The 19,737-nt window shown below is 60.2% G+C and carries 15 protein-coding genes; 13 read left to right on the top strand and 2 right to left on the bottom strand.

Annotated features, from left to right (window positions below; translation table 11 throughout):
* The first annotated feature begins 43 nt into the window (after positions 1-43).
* On the top strand, positions 44-1,486 hold the full coding sequence (eccB, locus tag HMPREF2547_RS01145; protein ID WP_070545647.1) for a type VII secretion protein EccB: 1,443 nt from the start codon (positions 44-46) through the stop codon (positions 1,484-1,486).
* On the opposite strand, the gene mycP is transcribed toward eccB, so the two are convergent.
* Together mycP and eccD are read right to left on the bottom strand one after the other, a co-directional pair.
* Positions 1,445-2,683: a type VII secretion-associated serine protease mycosin gene (mycP, locus tag HMPREF2547_RS01140; RefSeq protein WP_222865580.1), complete on the bottom strand. Its 1,239-nt coding sequence runs from the start codon at positions 2,681-2,683 to the stop codon at positions 1,445-1,447. The two genes, eccB and mycP, sit on opposite strands and share 42 nt — an antisense overlap.
* Positions 2,684-2,697: 14 nt before the next feature.
* A complete protein-coding gene (gene eccD, locus HMPREF2547_RS01135) occupies positions 2,698-4,113 on the bottom strand; it encodes a type VII secretion integral membrane protein EccD (RefSeq protein ID WP_239272332.1) in 1,416 nt (471 codons plus the stop codon).
* 193 nt (positions 4,114-4,306) lie between these two features.
* On the opposite strand from eccD, the gene eccCa reads away from it, so the two are divergent.
* The 12 genes from eccCa to mvaD all read left to right on the top strand — a co-directional run bounded on the left by eccCa (position 4,307) and on the right by mvaD (position 19,729).
* Positions 4,307-8,134, top strand: coding sequence for a type VII secretion protein EccCa (gene eccCa / locus HMPREF2547_RS01130; protein ID WP_141744321.1), 3,828 nt, complete (start codon positions 4,307-4,309; stop codon positions 8,132-8,134).
* Positions 8,134-9,522, top strand: coding sequence for a type VII secretion-associated protein (locus tag HMPREF2547_RS01125; protein ID WP_070604467.1), 1,389 nt, complete (start codon positions 8,134-8,136; stop codon positions 9,520-9,522). Before eccCa ends, HMPREF2547_RS01125 begins: the two co-directional genes overlap by 1 nt.
* 202 nt (positions 9,523-9,724) lie before the next feature.
* Positions 9,725-10,051 carry a WXG100 family type VII secretion target gene (locus tag HMPREF2547_RS01120; protein ID WP_005510029.1) on the top strand — a complete coding sequence of 109 codons (327 nt, stop codon included), beginning with the start codon at positions 9,725-9,727 and terminating at the stop codon, positions 10,049-10,051.
* A 73-nt stretch (positions 10,052-10,124) separates the two neighbouring features.
* Positions 10,125-10,412 (top strand): WXG100 family type VII secretion target, encoded by a 288-nt coding sequence (locus HMPREF2547_RS01115; RefSeq protein ID WP_016422090.1) that lies wholly within the window; start codon positions 10,125-10,127, stop codon positions 10,410-10,412.
* A gap of 318 nt (positions 10,413-10,730) precedes the next feature.
* Positions 10,731-11,174, top strand: a complete 444-nt coding sequence (gene rplM / locus HMPREF2547_RS01110; protein WP_049170060.1) for a 50S ribosomal protein L13 — start codon at positions 10,731-10,733, stop codon at positions 11,172-11,174.
* Positions 11,171-11,731 carry a 30S ribosomal protein S9 gene (rpsI, locus tag HMPREF2547_RS01105; protein ID WP_016422091.1) on the top strand — a complete coding sequence of 187 codons (561 nt, stop codon included), beginning with the start codon at positions 11,171-11,173 and terminating at the stop codon, positions 11,729-11,731. The genes rplM and rpsI overlap by 4 nt, the downstream gene beginning before the upstream one ends.
* A gap of 220 nt (positions 11,732-11,951) precedes the next feature.
* Complete coding sequence (locus tag HMPREF2547_RS01100; protein ID WP_049190393.1) at positions 11,952-13,874, top strand: acyltransferase family protein; 1,923 nt, start codon at positions 11,952-11,954, stop codon at positions 13,872-13,874.
* A gap of 43 nt (positions 13,875-13,917) precedes the next feature.
* Positions 13,918-15,606: a VanW family protein gene (locus HMPREF2547_RS01095; RefSeq protein ID WP_070604491.1), complete on the top strand. Its 1,689-nt coding sequence runs from the start codon at positions 13,918-13,920 to the stop codon at positions 15,604-15,606.
* Positions 15,607-15,708: 102 nt separating this feature from the next.
* On the top strand, positions 15,709-17,052 hold the full coding sequence (glmM, locus tag HMPREF2547_RS01090) for a phosphoglucosamine mutase (protein ID WP_016422094.1): 1,344 nt from the start codon (positions 15,709-15,711) through the stop codon (positions 17,050-17,052).
* 16 nt (positions 17,053-17,068) lie between these two features.
* The gene (gene idi / locus HMPREF2547_RS01085; protein WP_016422095.1) at positions 17,069-17,725 is read left to right on the top strand and encodes an isopentenyl-diphosphate Delta-isomerase; all 657 of its coding nucleotides are present in this window, start codon (positions 17,069-17,071) and stop codon (positions 17,723-17,725) included.
* Between the two features lie 4 nt (positions 17,726-17,729).
* Complete coding sequence (gene mvk, locus HMPREF2547_RS01080) at positions 17,730-18,755, top strand: mevalonate kinase (protein ID WP_101687816.1); 1,026 nt, start codon at positions 17,730-17,732, stop codon at positions 18,753-18,755.
* Entirely contained in the window at positions 18,752-19,729 is a 978-nt protein-coding gene (gene mvaD / locus HMPREF2547_RS01075) for a diphosphomevalonate decarboxylase (protein ID WP_070604465.1), read from the top strand. The genes mvk and mvaD overlap by 4 nt, the downstream gene beginning before the upstream one ends.
* Positions 19,730-19,737 lie beyond the last annotated feature (8 nt).

Here is a 19,737-nt window from a genome sequence, read left to right as displayed (position 1 = left end):
GCAGGGTAGAGATTATTTGGGGGAATAGTTTTGGGGGAAACTCATGCCACGTACGCCGACTACGCCTAGCCAGGTCAGCGGTCATCGATTCTTGATTCGTCGGATTGAGCACGCGCTTGTGCGTGCGGATTCGCGAATGCTGCACGATCCTCTGCGCACGCGTACGCGAGCACTGTTTATCGGCTGTGCGCTGGTGGTTTTACTGGCCGCCGGCACTGCGGTGCTGTCGTTGGTGCGGCCGCAGGGCGGTTCGAGCTCCAATGAGCAGCTGATTGTCGTATCGGGGTCGGAGGGCCTGCATGTACGTGTCAATGGTCGATTGCATCCAGTCGCGAATCTCGCATCGGCGCGGTTAATTTTGGGCAATCCTGCTGAGCCGAAGCGGGTGCGCAGTAGCGAGTTGGACAAAGAGGACATCAGTTTTGCTGTCGGGATTGAGGGCGCACCAGCAGTTCCGGCCGCGCCGGCAGGCTCTGGTGCCTCGGGAGCTGCCAAGAGGGGCAGTGCAGGTGCGCCGGAGTTGGCACTGTCTTTATGCGAGCGGACGGTGCAAGACCTCGGGCAGCCGTGGATTGTTGCAGAGTCGCTTGCGCGTCTTGAAGAAGTCCGTGCGGAACCGCAGCAGCTTACCCGAACCCACTCGGACAGTGCCGTCGTTGCCGATGGCCAAAACCTCTGGCTGATTACGCAGGGCTACCGCTCGCGGCTGGATGTCAACCACCCGGAGCACGCCGCTGTTTCTCGAGCGCTGGGGTTGGAACGCGCCGCAGTCCGGCCTGTCAGCCCTGCGTTGCTCAGAACGATTCCGGAGGTTCCGATTCTGGCCGCGCCAGCAATCCCGAACCGCGGCGCACCCACGCACTTCGCCGCTCCATTCGACACAGTCGGCAATGTGGTTGAGGTCGGGCAGCGGCGCGTTATCGTGCTTGACGACGGTGCCGCGATTCTCTCCCCGGTGCTAGGAGAGCTATTAGCTGCGCATAGCCCAGTTCTGCAGGCCAGTGAGGGGCAGCTGGCGGCAGTTCCCGTTGCGAATGCGCCAGCAGTCCCGGGGCTACCTGAAAAGCCGCTGACGTTTGCCGATGCTGATGGCTGGTTGTGTGCCGGCCGGATAGCAGGACGGCCGCAAGCTCTCGTGCAGTGGTCGCAGCATGCTCCGGAGGGGCGGCACGTGGATTACCCGCATGCCGACGGTTCGGGTGCGGCCGTCGACGGTTTCGTGGATGGTCGCAGCCGTGAGCGCAGCTCGATTGCAGTAAGCGTAAATGGGGCCGTACACGTCATTTCTCCAGAGGGGATGCGCTTTGCTGTGCACGATCGCACGACGTTGGCCGCCCTCGGGTTTAATGCATCAACCAATGCCGATAGCGGTGGCACGCGACCAGTGGACTGGGAAGTGGTGGCCGCGTTGCGCGGAGGCCCTGAGCTGAGTAAGCAGGCGGCGCTAGGGCCGCTGTCCGGGACGCGAGAGCAGCCAGGCACCTAGGCCCAGTGCGCATATCAGGAGCAGTCCAGTCGCCCGGAGCGGTGCATTGCGCTCCTGCGAAGAAAGCAGATCCGGCGGAGCCGGTGCGGCAGCGGGGTTGGCTGCGTGCTGCGCAGCGGTGTCCACAGTGGTCCAAATCAGAGCGTCATAAGGTGCAACGATGCCGCGACCAAGGCCGAGCCCGGAACTAATTGGGCTCGCGGAACTAAGGATGATGTCGCGAACCTGTGCTGGGGAAAGCTCTGGGTTTCGTGCCAGCAGCAGGGCAGCTGTGCCCGACACGGTTGGCGTGGCAAAGCTGGTGCCGGCAATCTGTTGAGCTCGGGTGTTCTCCCCAGACCCGAACACGTGGCGGTCTATGAGACCGGTGGGGGTGCGCGGATCGGGACCGAGTACGGGGCCGCCGGGAGCGGAGACATTGACCCATTGTCCCGTGATTGCATACTCCGCGGGTTGTGCTTGGCCGGCATCGTCGAACTGTACTGCTGATACTGCGATTACCTCCGGCAGAACTGCGGGCCACGCTACGGATCCGTCCTGACAGCTATCGCCCTTATTGCCTGCCGCTGCGACCACTACTGCGCCTGAGACTTCCGCGCGTGCGACGCTCTCGGCAACATCTGTTGCACCTTGGGGCATTACGCCTGCCGGGGCACACGATGTGAGCGAGATATTGATGACCCGCGCGCCCTCCGCGACGGCCCTGTCGATAGCTTGTGCCAGCGACTCCAAATTGCCTTCGCCATCGGCTGTTTGTCTTATCGACAACACGTGCGCGTCGGGCGCCAGTCCGGCGAAACCATCGGCACCGGGCCGGCCTGCAATAATGCCGGCTACTAGAGTTCCGTGACCGTCGCAGTCTACGAACCCGCTGTTGCCGTCGACAAAATCGCCACCGTCGAGAACCTCGCCCAGGCGCTCATTGGGTGAGACCCCGGTATCGATTACCGCCACCGTAATCCCCGCACCCGTCGTCAGTTGCCATGCTTGGCGAAACCGAAGAGCTTTTTCGATCACCGTCGGTTCATGCAGTGCGCTTTCCGACGACAGCATCGTGGCCACGCAGTCCTGGCTGTTCTGGGCAGCCGCTATTGGTGCGATGCCCGACGGTGCTACTGCGGTGGCCGCCGTCAACGTCGAGATAAGCACTGTGGAAAGTGCGGCCGTGGCGGTGAGACGAGTTTTTATGGCATTCATGAAAAGTGGGTTTTTCACTGGAAGAACCCACTTACGAACTCAGGGAATTCGGCAATGATGGCCGCAATGGGCAAAATAACGGCGATACTGCAGGCCTCGGTTAGCTCAGCTATGCGGCGCGTTGTAGGTGAGATGCGTGACGCGGGAAATGCGGCTAAGGCGGTGGCTGCAAGCATGGGGACGACCAGGCCAGCGGCGACTGGCCAATTGCCCTCGAACCACTGTTGAAAGGCGACGGCCACAATGACGGCAAGACCAGCTAAAGCAGTACAGGTGGAAGCTACTTTCCGGGCTTGGCCACGGGAGTGAATTGCACAAAAGACTATGACAGCAGCAGCCATGCCTAGAGGCCACCACTTGTTCGCATAGGCTCCGGAGAAAAGTACCACCAGGGTGAAGATGCTGAGACTTCCGGTGCCACTGCAGAGGATGCCATCGAGAATCCACCCCGCTCGCTTAGGTGCGTTGTGGGATATTTCGGGAGTTTCGCTGTCATCGAAGCTCTCGCCGGCGGCAGGGACTTTGGGTACGCGAATACCGGCAGCCTTGATAGCGATGGAAGGTGCCAGCAGTATCAGGATGACTGCACTAGCAGCGGTGAGCGCTCCTGATTGAACCGAGTTGTGGAAAAGTGCGACAGCCGCAGCGTAAATACCGAAGGTAACTGCAGCACTGAGACTCGTCGCGCCCAGGGTAACGGTGATGCGGTTGTCGCCGTCGCCGGTGTTGGAAATGAGAAAAATCAAACCGATGACGGCAAGCGCGACACTAATCGCAGCAGTCGGCGGCCAGTCGGTGAGTATGCGGTGTAGGTCGAGGCCAACGAAGCAGAGCCCCGAAGAGGTGCCCAGAATGAGCACTTGCAGCTCCAGGGACATGACAATCGCCGGTTTTGCGCTACGCAACAGAGCCAGGCGCAGTCCACCGGCTACTGCCAGCAGCGCGATGAAGCTGATTGCCGCGGCCAGTGTGGAATCGGTACTGCTCAAGCTCAATGAGGCAGCTGCGATTGAAGCTGTGGCCACGAGGGCTGCGGTACAGCCAACAACCAAATCAGCCGTCCCGATACCGTCGGTATAGGTGGTGTCGGTAATGGCATCGGCGGCATCGAAGAGTCGAGGTTTGGGTACAGGTCCTGGATCGTTGATAACCACGAGACGCTCACCTGGTGAAATACCGGCTTCGTTCAGAGTGTCGTCGGCAAGCAAAATCGTGCCGGTGGCGGTTCGTAGCTGCCACTGCGCCAGCGGGAAGTCCGCAATGTCGATATCGAAAATTTGCAGGATATCCGGTACAAGTGCGGCGATTGCGACGTTGGTCGGTAACGCAAGGTCTGCGTGTGCTCGGTTGGTGTCTTCGGGCATGTGTGCGGCATCAATGCGCACGCGAATGAGTTCCCCCAGCATGTATTTCCCCCATGAATTCTGCATGCTTTAGTCCCTCTAGAGTGTCGTACAACTCGCTAGAGCGCTACTCGGAGTAGTAACTGCGCGTGCCCCCGCTATCAGTTTCGGTCATGCGCTGCGAGAATCCGGAGTGTGTTTTAAGCTATGCGTACACCGATTGGTCGGGGGATTGGCCGTCGAGTGAACACAAGGGGCGACACATAGCGGGGGGATTTTTGTGACTAGTGCACAGGCGGAGATTTCGGCTACCCGAAAAGCGGGGCCGCAGCCTATGACGGGCACAATCGCGCCGGATGCGCCTCCAGAAGCGCCCGAGCCACAGCCGGTGCCGCTGATGCGTGCACTCATGCCGTTAATCATGGTCGTGGCGGTGGTCGGCATGGTGGTGTTGATGTTTGTCTCTGGGATGGGACGTAACCCGATGTCGTTTATGTTTCCGCTGATGATGGTGTTTTCCACTGTGGGCATGATGGTGTCGGGAGGGGCGGGAAATAAGGACATGGCACCGGCGCGGAAGGACTATCAGAGGCATTTGTCCAGTATTCGCCGCGCGGTGGCGAAAGCAGCGAGGATGCAGCGTGAATCGGCGCAGTTTATCCACCCTCGGCCTGGAACTCTGTGGCAGCTGGGGGTGATGGGGCGGGCGTGCGAACGCCGAAAGGGGGACCCGGATTTCTTGCAGCTGCGCATCGGGGTGGCAACGCAGCAGCCCGCAACGCCCGTAACACCACCGGCAATTCCGGCGCCGGAGAAACTGGATCCGGTTTCCGCCGTAGCACTGCGGGAAGTTATTCGATCGGCTCGTCAGGTTGAGGGAGTGCCCTTTGCCATAGATGTGTCGGCCTTTGAGATTATCGCGCTCACTGGAGATACCGCGGCGCAGGGGCTGGCTCGAGCGATGGTCGCCCAAGCTGCTGCGCTGCATCATCCGGAGGATTGCCTGATTGCAGTTGTGGGAGATGAGTGGGAATGGCTGAAATGGACGCCACACCACGGACACCCCGCAGTTACTGATGCCTGTGGCCCAGCGCGGTTGCGGGCGGCGACGTGTGCGCAGCTGACTGAGCTGCTCACGGCTATCGACACACTGCCAGCTGCTGTGCTGATTGTGCTGGCGGATTCGAACGGACAGCTAGATGTCACTGAACTGACACCGATTTTTGACGCGGCGGGGTCGGAGACCTCGGTAGTTTTGCTGACCGTCGTGGAAGCGCAGTCAACGTTGTGGGAGGCAGCGGTTCACCATGGCATCGCGCTGGTTGTTTCCACTACTGCTGTGCATGCGGAAACCGCGTCCGGACGGGAGGAGATTGGCGTACCTGATCAGCTGAGTCCAGCAGAAGCGGAGGTGCTTGGGCGGAGCTTGGCGCGTTTTGAAGTGCCAACAAGCGCAGATGATTCTGTTAAGACCTCGGAAGACCCGGTCATGGAGGAGCTCGGGCTGTACCCGCCTCCGACAACTCTGCGCTACCGACCGCGCTACGGCAGTGCTCGTCTGCGCATTCCTGTTGGAGCTGATGACGGTGGTGCTCCGGTCTATCTGGATTTTAAGGAGAGTGCTGAGGGCGGCATGGGGCCACACGGTCTGTGCGTTGGTGCCACAGGGTCGGGTAAGTCGGAATTCCTCCGAACGACCGTGGTAGGGCTCGCAGCTACGCACAGCCCGGATCAGTTGAACTTTGTGCTGGTGGACTTCAAAGGCGGGGCGACGTTTCTGGGACTGGATCAATTGCCTCATGTCTCGGCGGTGATTACCAACTTGGAGCAGGAGCTTATCCTGGTCAACCGCATGGAAGACGCACTGCGCGGTGAGATGACGCGGCGCCAAGAGCAGCTGCGCGCTGCAGGGAATTTCGCCGGTGTCAGCGATTATGAGCAAGCCCGGCGCGCTGGGCAGATAGATGCGCCACCCATGCCCGCGTTGCTGATTGTGGTGGATGAGTTTTCAGAGCTGCTCTCCGCACGCCCGGAGTTTGCTGAGCTCTTCGTTGCGATTGGTCGGTTGGGGCGCAGTTTGCACATGCATTTGCTGCTGGCCAGTCAGCGTCTGGAGGAAGGCCGCTTGCGCGGGCTGGAAAGCCATCTTTCCTATCGCATTGGGTTGAAGACCTTTTCCGTCGCGGAGTCCCGCAGCGTGCTAGGTGTTCCGGACGCCTATCATCTGCCGGCCATCCCGGGCATTGGGTATATCAAATCTGCTGCCGCCGAACCGGTGCGGTTTCGGTCGGCGTATGTTTCCGGCCCGGTGGTCCGTCCGCAGCCTATTGACGGTGCGACGGCTGGGGCAGAGCAGAGGCTGCAGGGGCAGGTCGCAGCTGTCACTGAATTTACCGCTGAAAATTGGACGCGGGAGGCTTTCGGTGCGTCGTTAAGCGATGGTGGAATGGTGGACCCGCCTGCGCAGACATCGGAGCAGACGGTGCTCGGTGCCGTGGTGGCAGCGGTGTCGCACGTACCGACACGTGCGCATCGGGTGTGGCTGCCGCCACTACCGGAGGCCATCGAGCTTCAGCCCGACGAGCAGCTGCCGCGACAGCGATTGACCGGTGTGATTGGGCTGGTGGACAAGCCGCTGTTTCAGCGTCAGGACCCACTGCGTATTGACCTGCGCACGACCGGCGGGCACATGGCAATCGTCGGAGCGCCGCGGTCAGGAAAGACCACTGCCGCACGCACAGCGATCCTCGCGCTTGCCGACGGCATCAGCGCCCGTGACCTGCATTTTTATATCGTCGACTGTGGTGCGGGCGGCTTGAGCGACCTGGCTGAGTTGCCGCATGTCGCGTCGGTTGCACACCGCGGAGACGAGGAGCTTATTCGCCGTACGATTGGTTTTTTGCGTCGTGAGGTAAGTCGTCGGGAACAGCTCTTTCGCACTAATGGATGGCTCTCTCCGGAAGCAGCACGGGCGGCAGGACAGCCGGATTCGGTGTTGGTCATTGACGGCTGGGGTGCGTTCAAAACGGAGTTTCCGGCGCTGAGCGACGATGTGCAGGCGCTGGTTGCAGATGGATTGGCGGTGGGAATTCATGTCCTGCTCACGGCCTATCGCTGGACGGACATGAGACCTGCCGTTCGCGACCTGATTGGTACGCGGATTGAGCTGCGGCAGGCGGAGTCGATGGATTCAATGATTGACCGTAAGGCAGCAGAGCTGGTGCCGGAGAGCCCAGGACGCGGAGTCGCGCCGGGCGGGTTTGCGATGCTGGTAGCTCTCACCGGCGTTGCAGACGCTAAGCGGATTGCAGAGACAGCGCCGCACGGTGAGCAGGCACCAAAGCTCCAGTTGTTGCCGCGGCGGATTGATATTGCGCGTTTGCCACGACCAGCGGCCGCGACGAGAGGTGCGATTGCGGTGGGGCTCGAAGAAGCCGGTCTGGGTGCGGTGATATTCCACCCAGAAAAGGATCGTCACCTACTGATATTCGGTTCGGCAGGCAGTGGCAGAACCGCCGCGTTGAGGGGCATCGTTCACCAGTTGCGGTACTCGCAGTCGGACTCGAAATTCGTCGTAATTGACTACCGCCGTGGGCTAATGGAGGCCGTGCCCCAAGAGCGGCTGGCCGGTTATGCGGGCTCGGCTGCGGTGGCGACACCCATGCTGGCAGAGCTGGCAGAGGTACTGAAGGCTCGTCTCCCGCAACCGGATATCACCCCAGCGCAGTTGAAGGCCCGAAATTGGTGGAGTGGTCCAACCATCAATGTCATCGTGGACGACTATGACCTCGTGGCCGGCTCGCGGGGTAACCCCTTGCAGCCGCTGGCAGAAGTCATCGCTCACGCCGCCGACATTGGGCTCAATATCTTTTTTGCCCGTCGAATCAGCGGGGCGTTGCGATCCCTCCACGACCCGGTCATGGGTGCGGTTAAGGACCAGGGTGCCAGCGTCTTTGTTATGGACGGCACACGCGACGACGGCCCCATCCTCGGCGTAAAGCCTTGCGAGCAGCCGCCGGGCCGTGGCTATTGGGTGGCGCACGGCCAGAGTCCTCAGGTTGTGCAGTTGGGGTGGTTGGATACCGCTGGTGACCAGGAGGACAGTTGATGATTCGGGTCGAATCTTCTTCCACCACCCAGACCCCGACGCTGCGCCACGGCACCTGGCACCTGTGGGGACTCGCGGCACCTGCAGACACCGCAGAACTGGCGGTGCATGGCCCTAGACCGCTTCTCGAGAGCATGCAAACAGTCATTGTGCCCAGCTATTGGGGTGCTGTGCGACAGTGCCGGTTGGCCTCCGCGCTATTGGCTGCTGAACTCAATCCGTACATCCTGACGCTTGCCGACGCCGTTGTGGAACTCGATGAGGCAACTGTGTCTCATAGCGTGTTGGTGGAAGTAGAGGAAACGCGTGTCTGTGTCACTCGTCTGAGCGGGGGCCACATTGCCAGTCGGATGACACATTTGGTCGGAGCGAACGACAGCGCACCATTGGTGGAAACAGTCATTGCGCTGGCTTATCAGCTGACCATGTATCCGGATGCGCCCCAGGGGATACCCGATGATGTGGAAGTTAGTGGTGGGCGCGGTATCACTGAGTATCCGCCCCGCTGGCAGGAGGATATTGAGTTCATCGTCGGCGAAGTTCCACCCGGGCTAGCGAACTCGCGGCGAGCTCTACTAGTCGATCGTCTGCGCGACCGTGGATTTTTAGTCTTCGACTGCCCAGCATCGCGGCTCGGGGAGTGCGTAAATCCGGCCTGGTTGAAAAACATCGGCGACGCTGAAGCCGGTGAAGTGGAGCCGTCGGAGGATTTCGCGGGGCGGCGTCCTGCAGCCAGGGCAGAAGTCAGCTCAGCGTCGAATCAAAGCACAGTTGTGTCAGTAGCTGCCGTTGGTTTGTTGACGGTGGTGGTTCTGATTGTTGGGATTGCTGCATGGCTCTTTAGTGGCGGCATAGTTAGGGAGAACGAAGGGAGACAGAAGCAGCGTGAGACATCGCACGCACAGGCTCCTCCTGTAACTACGCCTCCTGTAACGACGCCTCCATCCACATCGAAACCAGGTCCCGATTCTGCTCCCGTAGTCAAACTGACCAATGCGGGCGTGGAAGCTCGGTTTCCCGGCGGGTGGGAGCTTGACTCGGCAAGTCCGTTAGACCGTCTGATTGCGGTGGATGGAGGAGATATGCGCGTCTTGGTGCTCGCTAGCCCGCTTTCGCAGGACATGGCGCTTGAACATCTAGCCGCCGCTTTGAGCAGCTCCGTTGCCGGGGATGAGACAAAGTCCGCGCCGGAACGCAGACAAGTACTGGGCACCGATGTCGTAGTCGTAGAGGAGCGGCTGCCGTCAGGTAATTCGATAGTGCTCTGGCATCACAAAGTGATGGACGGAACTCAAGTCAGTGTGGGGTGCCAGTTCAGAGGAAGGACTATTGCGCCGGTACGACCCGTATGCGACCAGGCAGTAGTAAGCGCTCGGCCGGTGCCGTAACACGCAAGGGGCGTAGAGAAAGTGACTGGGGGATGGGCGGGGGTAGGCAGGGGTAAAGGTTGGAAAACCAAAATGGAACCGAATCGGGGTTTTTCGCGCCAAACAATATGACGGGTTTTTAACGCGGGAAGCTGGCTGGCTCGCGCGGGGAGGTAAAAATGCCGTCGTTAATCAGTCACTCAACACGAATAAGGGGGAAACAGTGGCAAACCTATTTGCAGCCGAATCAGATCAAATGACCACTACCGCGGGGGACGTCGATGGCGTCAACTCGGAAGTACAGGGCGAGCTGGGGCGCATTCGAGGCGTCGTGGACGGTCTGGCGGGGGAATGGAAGGGCCAGGCTAAAGACAGCTTCGATGATCTGATGCTTCGTTGGGATGACGCAGCTATGCGTCTATCCAATGCGCTGACGGATATCGCGGATAACATCCGCGCAAATTCCAGCAGCTTCGATGCGGGCGAGGACGAGGGGGCGTCGTCGTTCAAGCAGGTGGCAGCAGCGGGTGCGTCGTTGCTGAACCTCTAAACGTTTTATCGAATCGCACAACCACAACACTGAATCACACAACACACATCACCTTTTGGGGAAAGGGTTCTTAATGCAACCAATTAGGTACAGTTTTGGCGGCATCGACGGTGCTGCCGATGACATTCGGTCCACTTCTGGCACCATCAACGGGCTGCTCGGAGATTTGAAGAAGCGCATCGCGCCGATGGTCTCTACGTGGGAGGGTGACTCTTCGGATTCTTACCAGGAGGCTCAGCGTGAATGGGACACAGCAGCGGAGGAGCTCAATATGATTCTCACGACTATCGCGGATACGGTCAGCGCAGGTAGCCAGCGAATGGCGGATATTAACCGCCGCGCGGCAGCTAGCTGGGGATAGCTTGGTTCCTGATTGAGGCACTTTTGATTGAGCTATGTAACCGGGGGAGGGGAGGACATTGCTCAATTGAGATCTTCAGTTAGGTATCTGCCTTTGAAGTATTCTTGCTAGCAGCACTCCAGGGGGGGGAAAGGCCAGTCTCAGCAGTTTGCGGCTGAGACTGGCTTTGGCATTTTTGTTCTAGCGTCATCTCAAGGTAAAGTAGCCAAACTGTGTGCGCACACGTGAATGTTGCCTCGGGTCTCCACCGGCCGCCGGGGAATAACAACAGTGTGCACGGTGGCTGGCAAATCTACACGGACCCTAAAAGGAGTCATGTTGTCTACTTTCCATCCGAAGGACGGTGACATCGAGCGCAAGTGGTACGTCATCGACGCTACCGACGTTGTTCTCGGCCGTCTGGCTACTCACGCCGCAGACTTGCTGCGCGGTAAGGGCAAGGCTTACTTCGCCCCTAACGTCGACTGCGGTGACCACGTCATCATCATCAACGCCGATAAGGTACACGTCTCCTCGAACAAGCGGGAACGTGAGATGCGCTACCGCCACTCGGGCTTCCCGGGCGGCCTGAAGTCGATGACCCTGGGTCGTTCCCTCGAGGTTCACCCGGAGCGTGTTATCGCTGAGGCTATTGAGGGCATGATGCCGCACAACAAGCTTTCGAGTGCGTCCATCAAGAAGCTGCACGTCTTCGCCGGTTCCGAGCACCCGTTCGCCGGTCAGAAGCCTGAAAACTACGAGATCAAGGCGGTGGCACAGTGACCAACCCACAGGACGTCAATGAGAACCAGAACGTAGAGGCCACCGAGGCTTCCTACGATGATGTTCAGGCTGCCGCTGCTGCTGCCACTGAAGAGTTCACCTCTTCCATCGGCGACGCAGTTGCTACCGAGACCGAGGCTGAGGCTGCTCCGGCTGCACCGCTGACCCTGGATCGCCCGATTCAGACTGTCGGTCGTCGTAAGCGCGCTGTCGCCCGCGTCGTTCTGACCGCTGGTTCCGGCAAGATTGTCTGCAACGGCCGCGAGCTCGAGGATTACTTCCCGAACAAGCTGCACCAGCAGGAGATCAAGGATCCGCTGGTCCTGGTCGAGCGCGAGAGCCAGTTCGACATCAAGGCCAACATCAACGGTGGTGGCCCGTCCGGTCAGGCCGGTGCTCTGCGCCTGGCTATCGCTCGTGCCCTGAACGAGTTCAACCCGGAGGAGCGCAGCGTTCTCAAGAAGGCTGGCTTCCTCACCCGCGACGCTCGTGCTGTCGAGCGCAAGAAGGCTGGTCTGCACAAGGCCCGTCGCGCACCGCAGTACTCCAAGCGTTAAGCTTTACTGCTTCGAAAAGCACCTCAGTTTGCGTATTACACGCAAGCCGAGGTGCTTTTTTGGGTTAAAGTCCGCCGTTACCAGGCATGGCTGCATTTTTGAGACAAGCCCCGTACGTTAGACTTTTATCCGTTAAAAACTGCCACGAGAATCGTTTATCGCGGTGCGATTGCAGTGCGATGAAAGTGCGATTGCAGTGCGATGGGAAGAAGGAAACCGTATGGCGGTGAGCACCACAGCCACCAAGACCTCCGACGCGAAGAGCTCCTCTAGCTCGTCGTCGGTGGCGAAGCATCCCTTCCGCATTCGACGCGTACCAGGCATTGATGGGCTGCGCGGTCTGGCTGTTGCCACAGTGGTGATCTACCACTACTTCGATAATGTGCTGCCCGGTGGCTACATCGGTGTGGATATCTTCTTCGTGCTCTCCGGATTTCTTATCACCTCGCTTCTGGTGCGCGAACGCGCGGTCACTGGGCGCATCGATCTAAAGGACTTCTGGCTTCGTCGGCTGCGCCGCATCGCCCCGGCTGCGATGTTCGTGTTGTTTATTTCCATCGCCGTCGCAGGTCTGGTCGGCGGGGATCCCGCTGTTGGCTTGTCGACGCAGTTTCTCGGCACGGTCTTTTTCGTCAATAACTGGACGCAGATTGCGGGCTCTCAGTCCTATTTCGCGGATTCCGGAGTGCAGCTGTTAGCGCACTACTGGTCACTGTCGGTGGAGGAGCAGTTCTACTTGCTCTGGCCATTGATCTTTGTGGCTCTTCTCGCCTTGAAGCTGGCATCTCGCAAGCTGGCAGCAGTGGCGGGCATTGGGGCGGTTGCCTCTTTCGTGTGGATGGTCTCGCTCTATGATCCGAAGGTCGACCCCACGCGGGTCTACTACGGCACCGATACTCACGCCTTTGGACTCCTGTTTGGCGCGGCCCTCGCATTGTGGTTGACGTCGACGTCGTCACGCGCGGAAGCGGACTCCTGGCCACGCACAGAACCCCTGCTGCGGGACTTCTTTGGCAGTTCCGCCCAGGCTTTCGTAGTGGCCTCGCTGCCGCTGATCTTCCTTTCGTTGGTTTTGCTGATGATGTCGGATACCGCGTCGGCGACTTACCGCGGTGGGTTGGTGTTCGCCTCGTTGCTGTCGGCGGCGATTCTCTATCTTGTCGTTCGCGGTGTCTCACCCGTGCGTCAGATTTTTGAGTTCAAGCCACTGTGCTGGCTGGGAAAGATTTCTTTCTCGCTGTACCTGTGGCACTGGCCGGTCATCGTGCTCATCCGCGAACTGTTGGAGCGCAGTGAGGCCATGCAGTATGAGAACCTCGCTGCCTGCGCAGGTATTGCGCTATCGCTGCTTTTGGCGAACTGGTCATACAAGAATGTGGAATCGCCAATTCGCCGGATGGGTTACCGCCGTTGGATGGCGCAGTTTTCGGGCACGCAGTTTGCCGGTTCCTGGAAGCCGCGCGTTGCAGCAGGGCTGGCGCTGGTCGTCGTGGTTGGTGCAGTTGTGGGAATGGCTACGGCGCCGAAGATGACGCGTTTGGAGGCACAGCTACAGGAGGCAGCTGAGCGCCGTGCGCAGGCTCAGAAGGCGGAGGAAGCCGAGTTGGCCAAGCGCGTTATGCCGCGTGGTGACCAGATCACCGCTATCGGCGACTCTGTGATGCTCGCCTCGGCGTCCGCGTTGGAAGAGAAGCTGCCCGGTATCTATATCGATGCGGCTGTTTCCCGTGGTTATCCGGCCGCCCCGGAGATCATCGCGAGTATGAAGGCGGCGGGTACGCTCGATCCATTCGTCGTGCTGGGTCTTGGTATCAATCAGTCGGCTGCGGCATCGGACGAACACCTGTTGGATGAGATCCTCGATTCGCTGGGTGAAGACCGCATCATTGTCCTCATCAACCCGTACGGTGATCGTGTGTGGATGCCGCAGTCGGAGAGGGAAGTCCTCGACGCGGCAAAGAAGCGCGACAATGTCTATGTGTCTGACTGGTGTCATGGTGTACGTGATGATTTGTCCAAGCTGCGCGCGGACCTTATCCACCCGACCCCGGATGGCGCCGAGGTCTATGCCAATGCCGTGGTCGATGCTTTCCAGCAGTATGCGAAGAACAAGAAACGCATTCCGGACACCTGCGGAATCTAATAAAAATCTAGTTAGTAGTGTTTCCACGGTAAAGTAAGTGGCTGTGGCCAAACAAAAGTCTTCCTCCAGTCACCGTGGATTAAAGATTTTCCTCGGCATCGTCCTCGGTATCTTCGCGCTCTTCGGTGTGTTTTACGCTGTCGATTACGTGCTGAACAAGGACCATGTCCCGCGCGGGTCTACCGTTGCGGGTATTGACATCAGCACGCTGAGCGCGAATCACGCTGAGGCGAAGCTCGAAGAGCAGCTCGGTGATCTTTCCACTCATCCAGTGGCGTTTCGTGCCGGCGAACGCACGGCGGAGGTTCTGCCCGAGGAGGCGGGGCTGAGCATCGACTGGGAGAAGACGGTCGCGCAGGCGGGTAAGCAGACGGCGAACCCAGTTACCTGGGTGCGCAGTTTCTTTACTACCCGTGAGCTGGATTTGGTCAGCGATATCGATAGCTCTAAGTTCGAGCCGCAGGTCGACAGTCTCGTCGGCGAACTGACTATTGCTCCCGTCGATGGTGAGGTCAAGCTTGTCGACGGCCGCGTGGAAACAACTCCACCGGTCATCGGCCAAGATGTCGACCGCAATGCGGTCAGCGGGGATTTGGCCGCCAAGTGGTTGTCGCCGGAGGGCATCGATGTAGAGACCACCGCGCACGACCCGGCCATCGGTGAGGAGCAGGTCCGTGAGGCAGCTGAGGGAGAGGCCGCCGATGCGGTGTCGGGCCCCATTGTTGCCAAGGGCCGTGATGGCAAAGATGGTGTAATTCCGCCGGAGCGCATGGCTGAAATCATCAGCTTTGTGCCGCGCGACGGTGGATTGGTTGCCGATATCAATGTCGACCGCGCACGCGAGATCCTCGAGGAGGGGCTGGCTGCTTCCGAGGTTGATAAGCGCAATGCGTCGATACGCTTCAGCGGTGGTTCGCGTGAAGTGGTCCCCTCGGTTGATGGCGTAGCCGTGAAGTGGGATGAAACTATGAAGGACTTCGCCGAGCGTGTGACTTCGACGGATAAGCGCGAGTTTGATGCGGTCTACGAGGACAAGCCCGCCACCTACACCACCGAACAAGCGGAAAGTGCCACCTTCGATGATGTCATTGGTGAGTTCACCACCGGTGGCTTCAGCTCGGCATCGGGAACAAACATTGCCCTGGTGTCGCAGATGGTCAACGGCGCATTCGTGGCGCCGGGCGATACATTCAGTCTGAACGGCTACACGGGCCCGCGCGGTACTGCGCAGGGTTTTGTCGAGTCGGGCATTATCCTCAACGGCCATGCGGATAAGGCTGTCGGTGGTGGCATTAGCCAGTTCGCCACCACTTTGTACAATGCTTCGTACTTTGCGGGCATGGAGGATGTCGCGCACACCCCGCACAGTTACTACATTTCGCGTTACCCGGCCGGCCGTGAGGCGACGGTGTACGAGGGCGCAATCGACCTAGCGTTTAAGAACAGTTCCGACACTCCGATTCTCATCGAGGCCGTTACTACTGGCTCCGACGTCACTGTGCGCATCAAGGGTGTGAAGAAGGTCAACGTTGAGTCCATCAATGGTGGCCGTTGGGCATACACGCAACCACAGCGTATGCAGGTCAGTGGCAGCTCTTGCCAGCCGTCGTCGGGTGCGCAGGGCTTCACCACTTCTGATACACGCGTCATTCGGGACCTCTCGGGCGCGGAAATATCGCGTGAAACTCAGACTACGGTTTATGACCCGCAGCCAATTGTGTCCTGTGGCTAGTCTGGATTCGCCTGCGCGACCGGCTAAAGTAATACAGCATTGACAATGCAATAGTCCGCGATACCAAAACTCATAAAACCCCCAAGGAGTGGTCTAGCAACAATGGCACGTCTTTTCGGAACTGATGGCGTCCGCGGTTTGGCGAATAAGACTCTGACCGCACCGCTGGCAATGCGGCTGGGTGCTGCTGCGGCCACTGTGCTGACTAGCGGCACGAATCCGTCGGGGCGTCGTCCCCTGGCCATTGTTGGCCGCGATCCGCGTGTCTCCGGTGAGATGCTTGCCGCAGCGCTGTCTGCCGGCATGGCTTCCCAGGGCGTCGACGTTTTGCGTGTCGGCGTGCTGCCCACTCCGGCTGTCGCTTTCCTCACCGACGACTACGGTGCCGACATGGGTGTGATGATTTCGGCTTCTCACAACCCCATGCCGGACAACGGCATCAAGTTCTTCGCCGCGGGCGGCACCAAGCTTGACGACGCGGTGGAGAAGGAAATCGAACACGCTCTCCACAACCTGCCGGAGACCGGCCCCACGGGCACCGGAGTGGGTCGTGTCATCGAGGAGGCCCCAGACGGGCTCGACCGCTACCTGTTCCACCTCTCCCGTGCGGTCAGCACCAAGCTCGACGGCATTCGTGTCGTGGTGGATTGTGCAAATGGTGCTGCTTCGCAGGCCGCCCCCATGGCGTACGCGGCCGCCGGTGCCGACGTCGTCGCTATTCATGACAAGCCGAACTCCTACAACATCAACGACAACTGCGGTTCCACCCACATTGAGGTTTTGCGCGCGGCAGTGCTGGAGCACGGTGCGGATCTGGGTCTGGCTCACGATGGCGATGCCGACCGCTGCCTGGCTGTGGACTCGCAGGGCAACATCGTCGATGGTGACCAAATCATGGCCATCCTGGCCGTCGCCATGAAGGAAGAGGGGCTACTGCACCACAACACGCTGGTGGCCACTGTGATGAGTAACCTCGGCCTCAAGCTGGCGATGGAGGAAAACGATATCGCCCTGCGTACCACCAAGGTCGGCGACCGCTACGTGCTGGCAGATTTGAACGCCGGCGGTTACTCGCTCGGCGGTGAGCAGTCGGGGCATGTGGTCATTCCGGATCACGCCACCACTGGTGACGGCACCCTTACCGGTCTGTATCTCATGGCGCGGATGGCGCGCACCGGTAAGTCTCTGGCTGAGCTGGCCTCCGTAATGAAGGTACTGCCGCAGACCCTTATCAACGTGCCGGTGTCCAACAAGGCCGCAATTCTGGAGTCTGATGAGGTCAAGGCCGCCATCGATGCAGCCGAGGAGAAGCTGGGTTCCACCGGTCGCGTGCTGTTGCGCCCGTCCGGCACCGAGGAGCTCTTCCGCGTCATGGTGGAGGCCGCCGATGCGGAATCGGCCCGCAAGATTGCCGGGGAGTTAGCTGCGGTTGTGGCCGCAGTCTAGAGTCAGGAGTGTGGAAATGAATGACGCGCCAGAGGACATTAAAGCCCGCTTTGCCCCGGGTGAAGCCGACATCCAGGTAGAGGTAGTCGATCGTGACGGTCGGGTTCTCGGTACCGTCGGCAAGCTTGAAGCACACGTTCCGCCGGGAATTTTGCACCGTGCTTTTTCTCTTTTCCTCTTCGATGAGCAGGGACGCATGCTGCTGCAGCGCCGTGCGGAGTCGAAGTATCACTCACCACTGCTACTGACGAATGCGACCTGCTCGCACCCACTGCCGGGGGAGCCGGTGGCCGATGCCGTTGAGCGTCGTGCGAAGGAAGAGCTCGGTGCGGATGTCTCCCAGTTGGAGGAAATCGGCATTGTTATCTACCAGGTCATCGATGATCGTTCGGGATTGGCGGAGCACGAGTACAACCACGTGTACGCCGGCATCGTCGATCCGAAGTCGGTGGATATCAACCCCGATGAGGTCGATGAAGTGGTGTACGTGACCCCGCAGGAGCTCGCAGAACGTCGTGCGAACGAACCGATGACGGAGTGGTTTAACCACGTCTGGGGTGTCGGGGCGGAGAAGTTCTCCAAGTACGGTTTCGACATTGCGGGTGTGCCGGGTATCCATGGCCCCGCAGAGGCGCAGGCTGCCGCACAGTCGGTTTCGGAAAAGGATGTGTAGCTTCGTGACCAGCGTAGAAAACGCCAGCGTCGACGACTTCGGCCTCGACAAGTCCGAGGAATTGGAGACCGGGGAGTTCTATGCCCTGGCCAATGAACAGGGTGCCGCATTCGGTGAAGGCCATGCCAAGTCGATTTTGTTGGGCGAGCACTCTGTCGTCTACGGCAAGCCGGCTATCGCACTGCCGGTGACGTCGCTGCGCACGATGGCGTGGATTGACCGCGTGGAGGATTCTCCAGTCCTGTTTTCCATGGACGGCGAGGTCATCGACATCGACGAGCTGCCGGAGCGCTTTGCCTCCATCGCCGCTGCACTCCGCGCTGGCCTGCGCACCTTCGGTATTCCCGAACGCGACCTGCTGGTTCGTCTCCGCTCTGGTATCCCGCCCGCCGCAGGGCTGGGTGGTTCTGCCGCAGTGGCACATGCGCTTATCGACGCAGTGCGTGACCTCGCCGATGGCACTCTGACCGAGCGTCAGCGCTTTGACCTGGTGCAGGAAGCTGAGCGTCTGGCGCACGGTAACCCCTCTGGCCTGGATGCCACGGTTGCCCGCGCATCGCGTCCGGTTTACTTCAAGCAGGGTGAGTTCCATCCGCTGAAGGTGGCCAAGAAGATGTGGCTGGTGCTGGGGGATACCGGTGTGCGTGGTTCGACGTCGCTGGCCGTTGCCCGCGTGCGTGGTTTCGTCGATTCCCACCGAGTCCACGGCCAAGAGTTGTTGGACCACTTGGGGCAGCTGGCCGATGGCGCGGTGCACAACCTGGCCAAGGGCGATTTTGCCCGTCTGGGACATCGCATGGACTCGGCGCAGGAAGCGCTAGAAGAACTAGGTGTTGGGCATGAGTCCATCACCGATCTCGTCACTGCCGCCCGACTGGCAGGTGCCCACGGGGCAAAGCTCACTGGTGCCGGTTGCGGTGGCTGTGTGATGGCGCTGGCAGAGTCCGCCGATCACGCGGAACTGATTAGCCATGCCATGATGGGCGCCAATGCCGTTGCTACTTGGACTGTGGAGGTAAATCCCTCGTGACCACGACCGCTACCGCCGTCGCTCATCCCAACATCGCCCTGATTAAATACTGGGGCAAGCGCGATGAGGCCGTGCAGCTACCGGCCACAGGTTCGCTGTCCCTTACTCTGGGCATCGCTCCGACGACGACCACGGTGTCGCTTATCGACGATCCCAGCGTCACCGCCGACTCGGGCACTCTGAACGGCCAGGAGATGGTGGGCAAGGACCTCTCCCGTGTCCAGAAGTTTTTGGATTTGGTCCGCGAGCGTGCGGGCAGCACTAGCTTCGCAGAGGTGACCAGCACCAACGAGATTCCGACGGGTGCGGGTCTGGCTTCGTCCGCGTCGGGTTTTGGCGCTCTCGCGCTGGCCGCGGCGAAGGCCTACGGCCTGGACTACACCCCGGAACAGCTCTCGGCTCTGGCCCGTCGCGGTTCGGGCTCGGCCTGTCGCTCTATTTTCGGCGGCCTCGTTGAGTGGCTGCCCGGCGATGACGATGCTTCCAGCCACGCAGTGGCTCTGCCGGATTCCGGCCTGGATCTCTCCCTGGTCGTGGCGGTTTTGGCCCCGGGGCGCAAGAAGATTGACAGCCGTGCCGCCATGCGTCGCACGGTCGAGACATCACCGTTCTTCCCGGCCTGGGTGGAGCAGGTGCCTCGTGATATCGAGGACATGAAGGCCGCCATTGCCGCTGCGGACTTCACTGCGGTCGGCGAGCTTGCCGAGGCCAATGCCATGCGCATGCACGCCACTATGCTGGGGGCTCTTCCTCCGGTGCGGTACTGGAATCCGGATTCGGTGGCGGCTCTCGATCTCGTCGCTACGCTGCGTGACGAGGGCCCCGAGTGCTACGCCACCATGGATGCCGGGCCGAACGTGAAGGTGCTGTGCCGCAGCGGCGATGCCGAGACCATCGCGGATCGTTTCCGCGCAGAGTTCGAGGATATTGACGTGCTGGTTTCCGGCTCCGGCCCCGGCGCTTACCTGGTGTAGCTGGGGGA

The organism is Corynebacterium sp. HMSC055G02, from assembly GCF_001809065.1.
Taxonomy (GTDB): Bacteria; Actinomycetota; Actinomycetes; order Mycobacteriales; family Mycobacteriaceae; genus Corynebacterium; species Corynebacterium jeikeium_D.
Note: the sequence above shows the minus strand (reverse complement) of the source record. Positions and strands in the feature narration are given on the sequence as shown.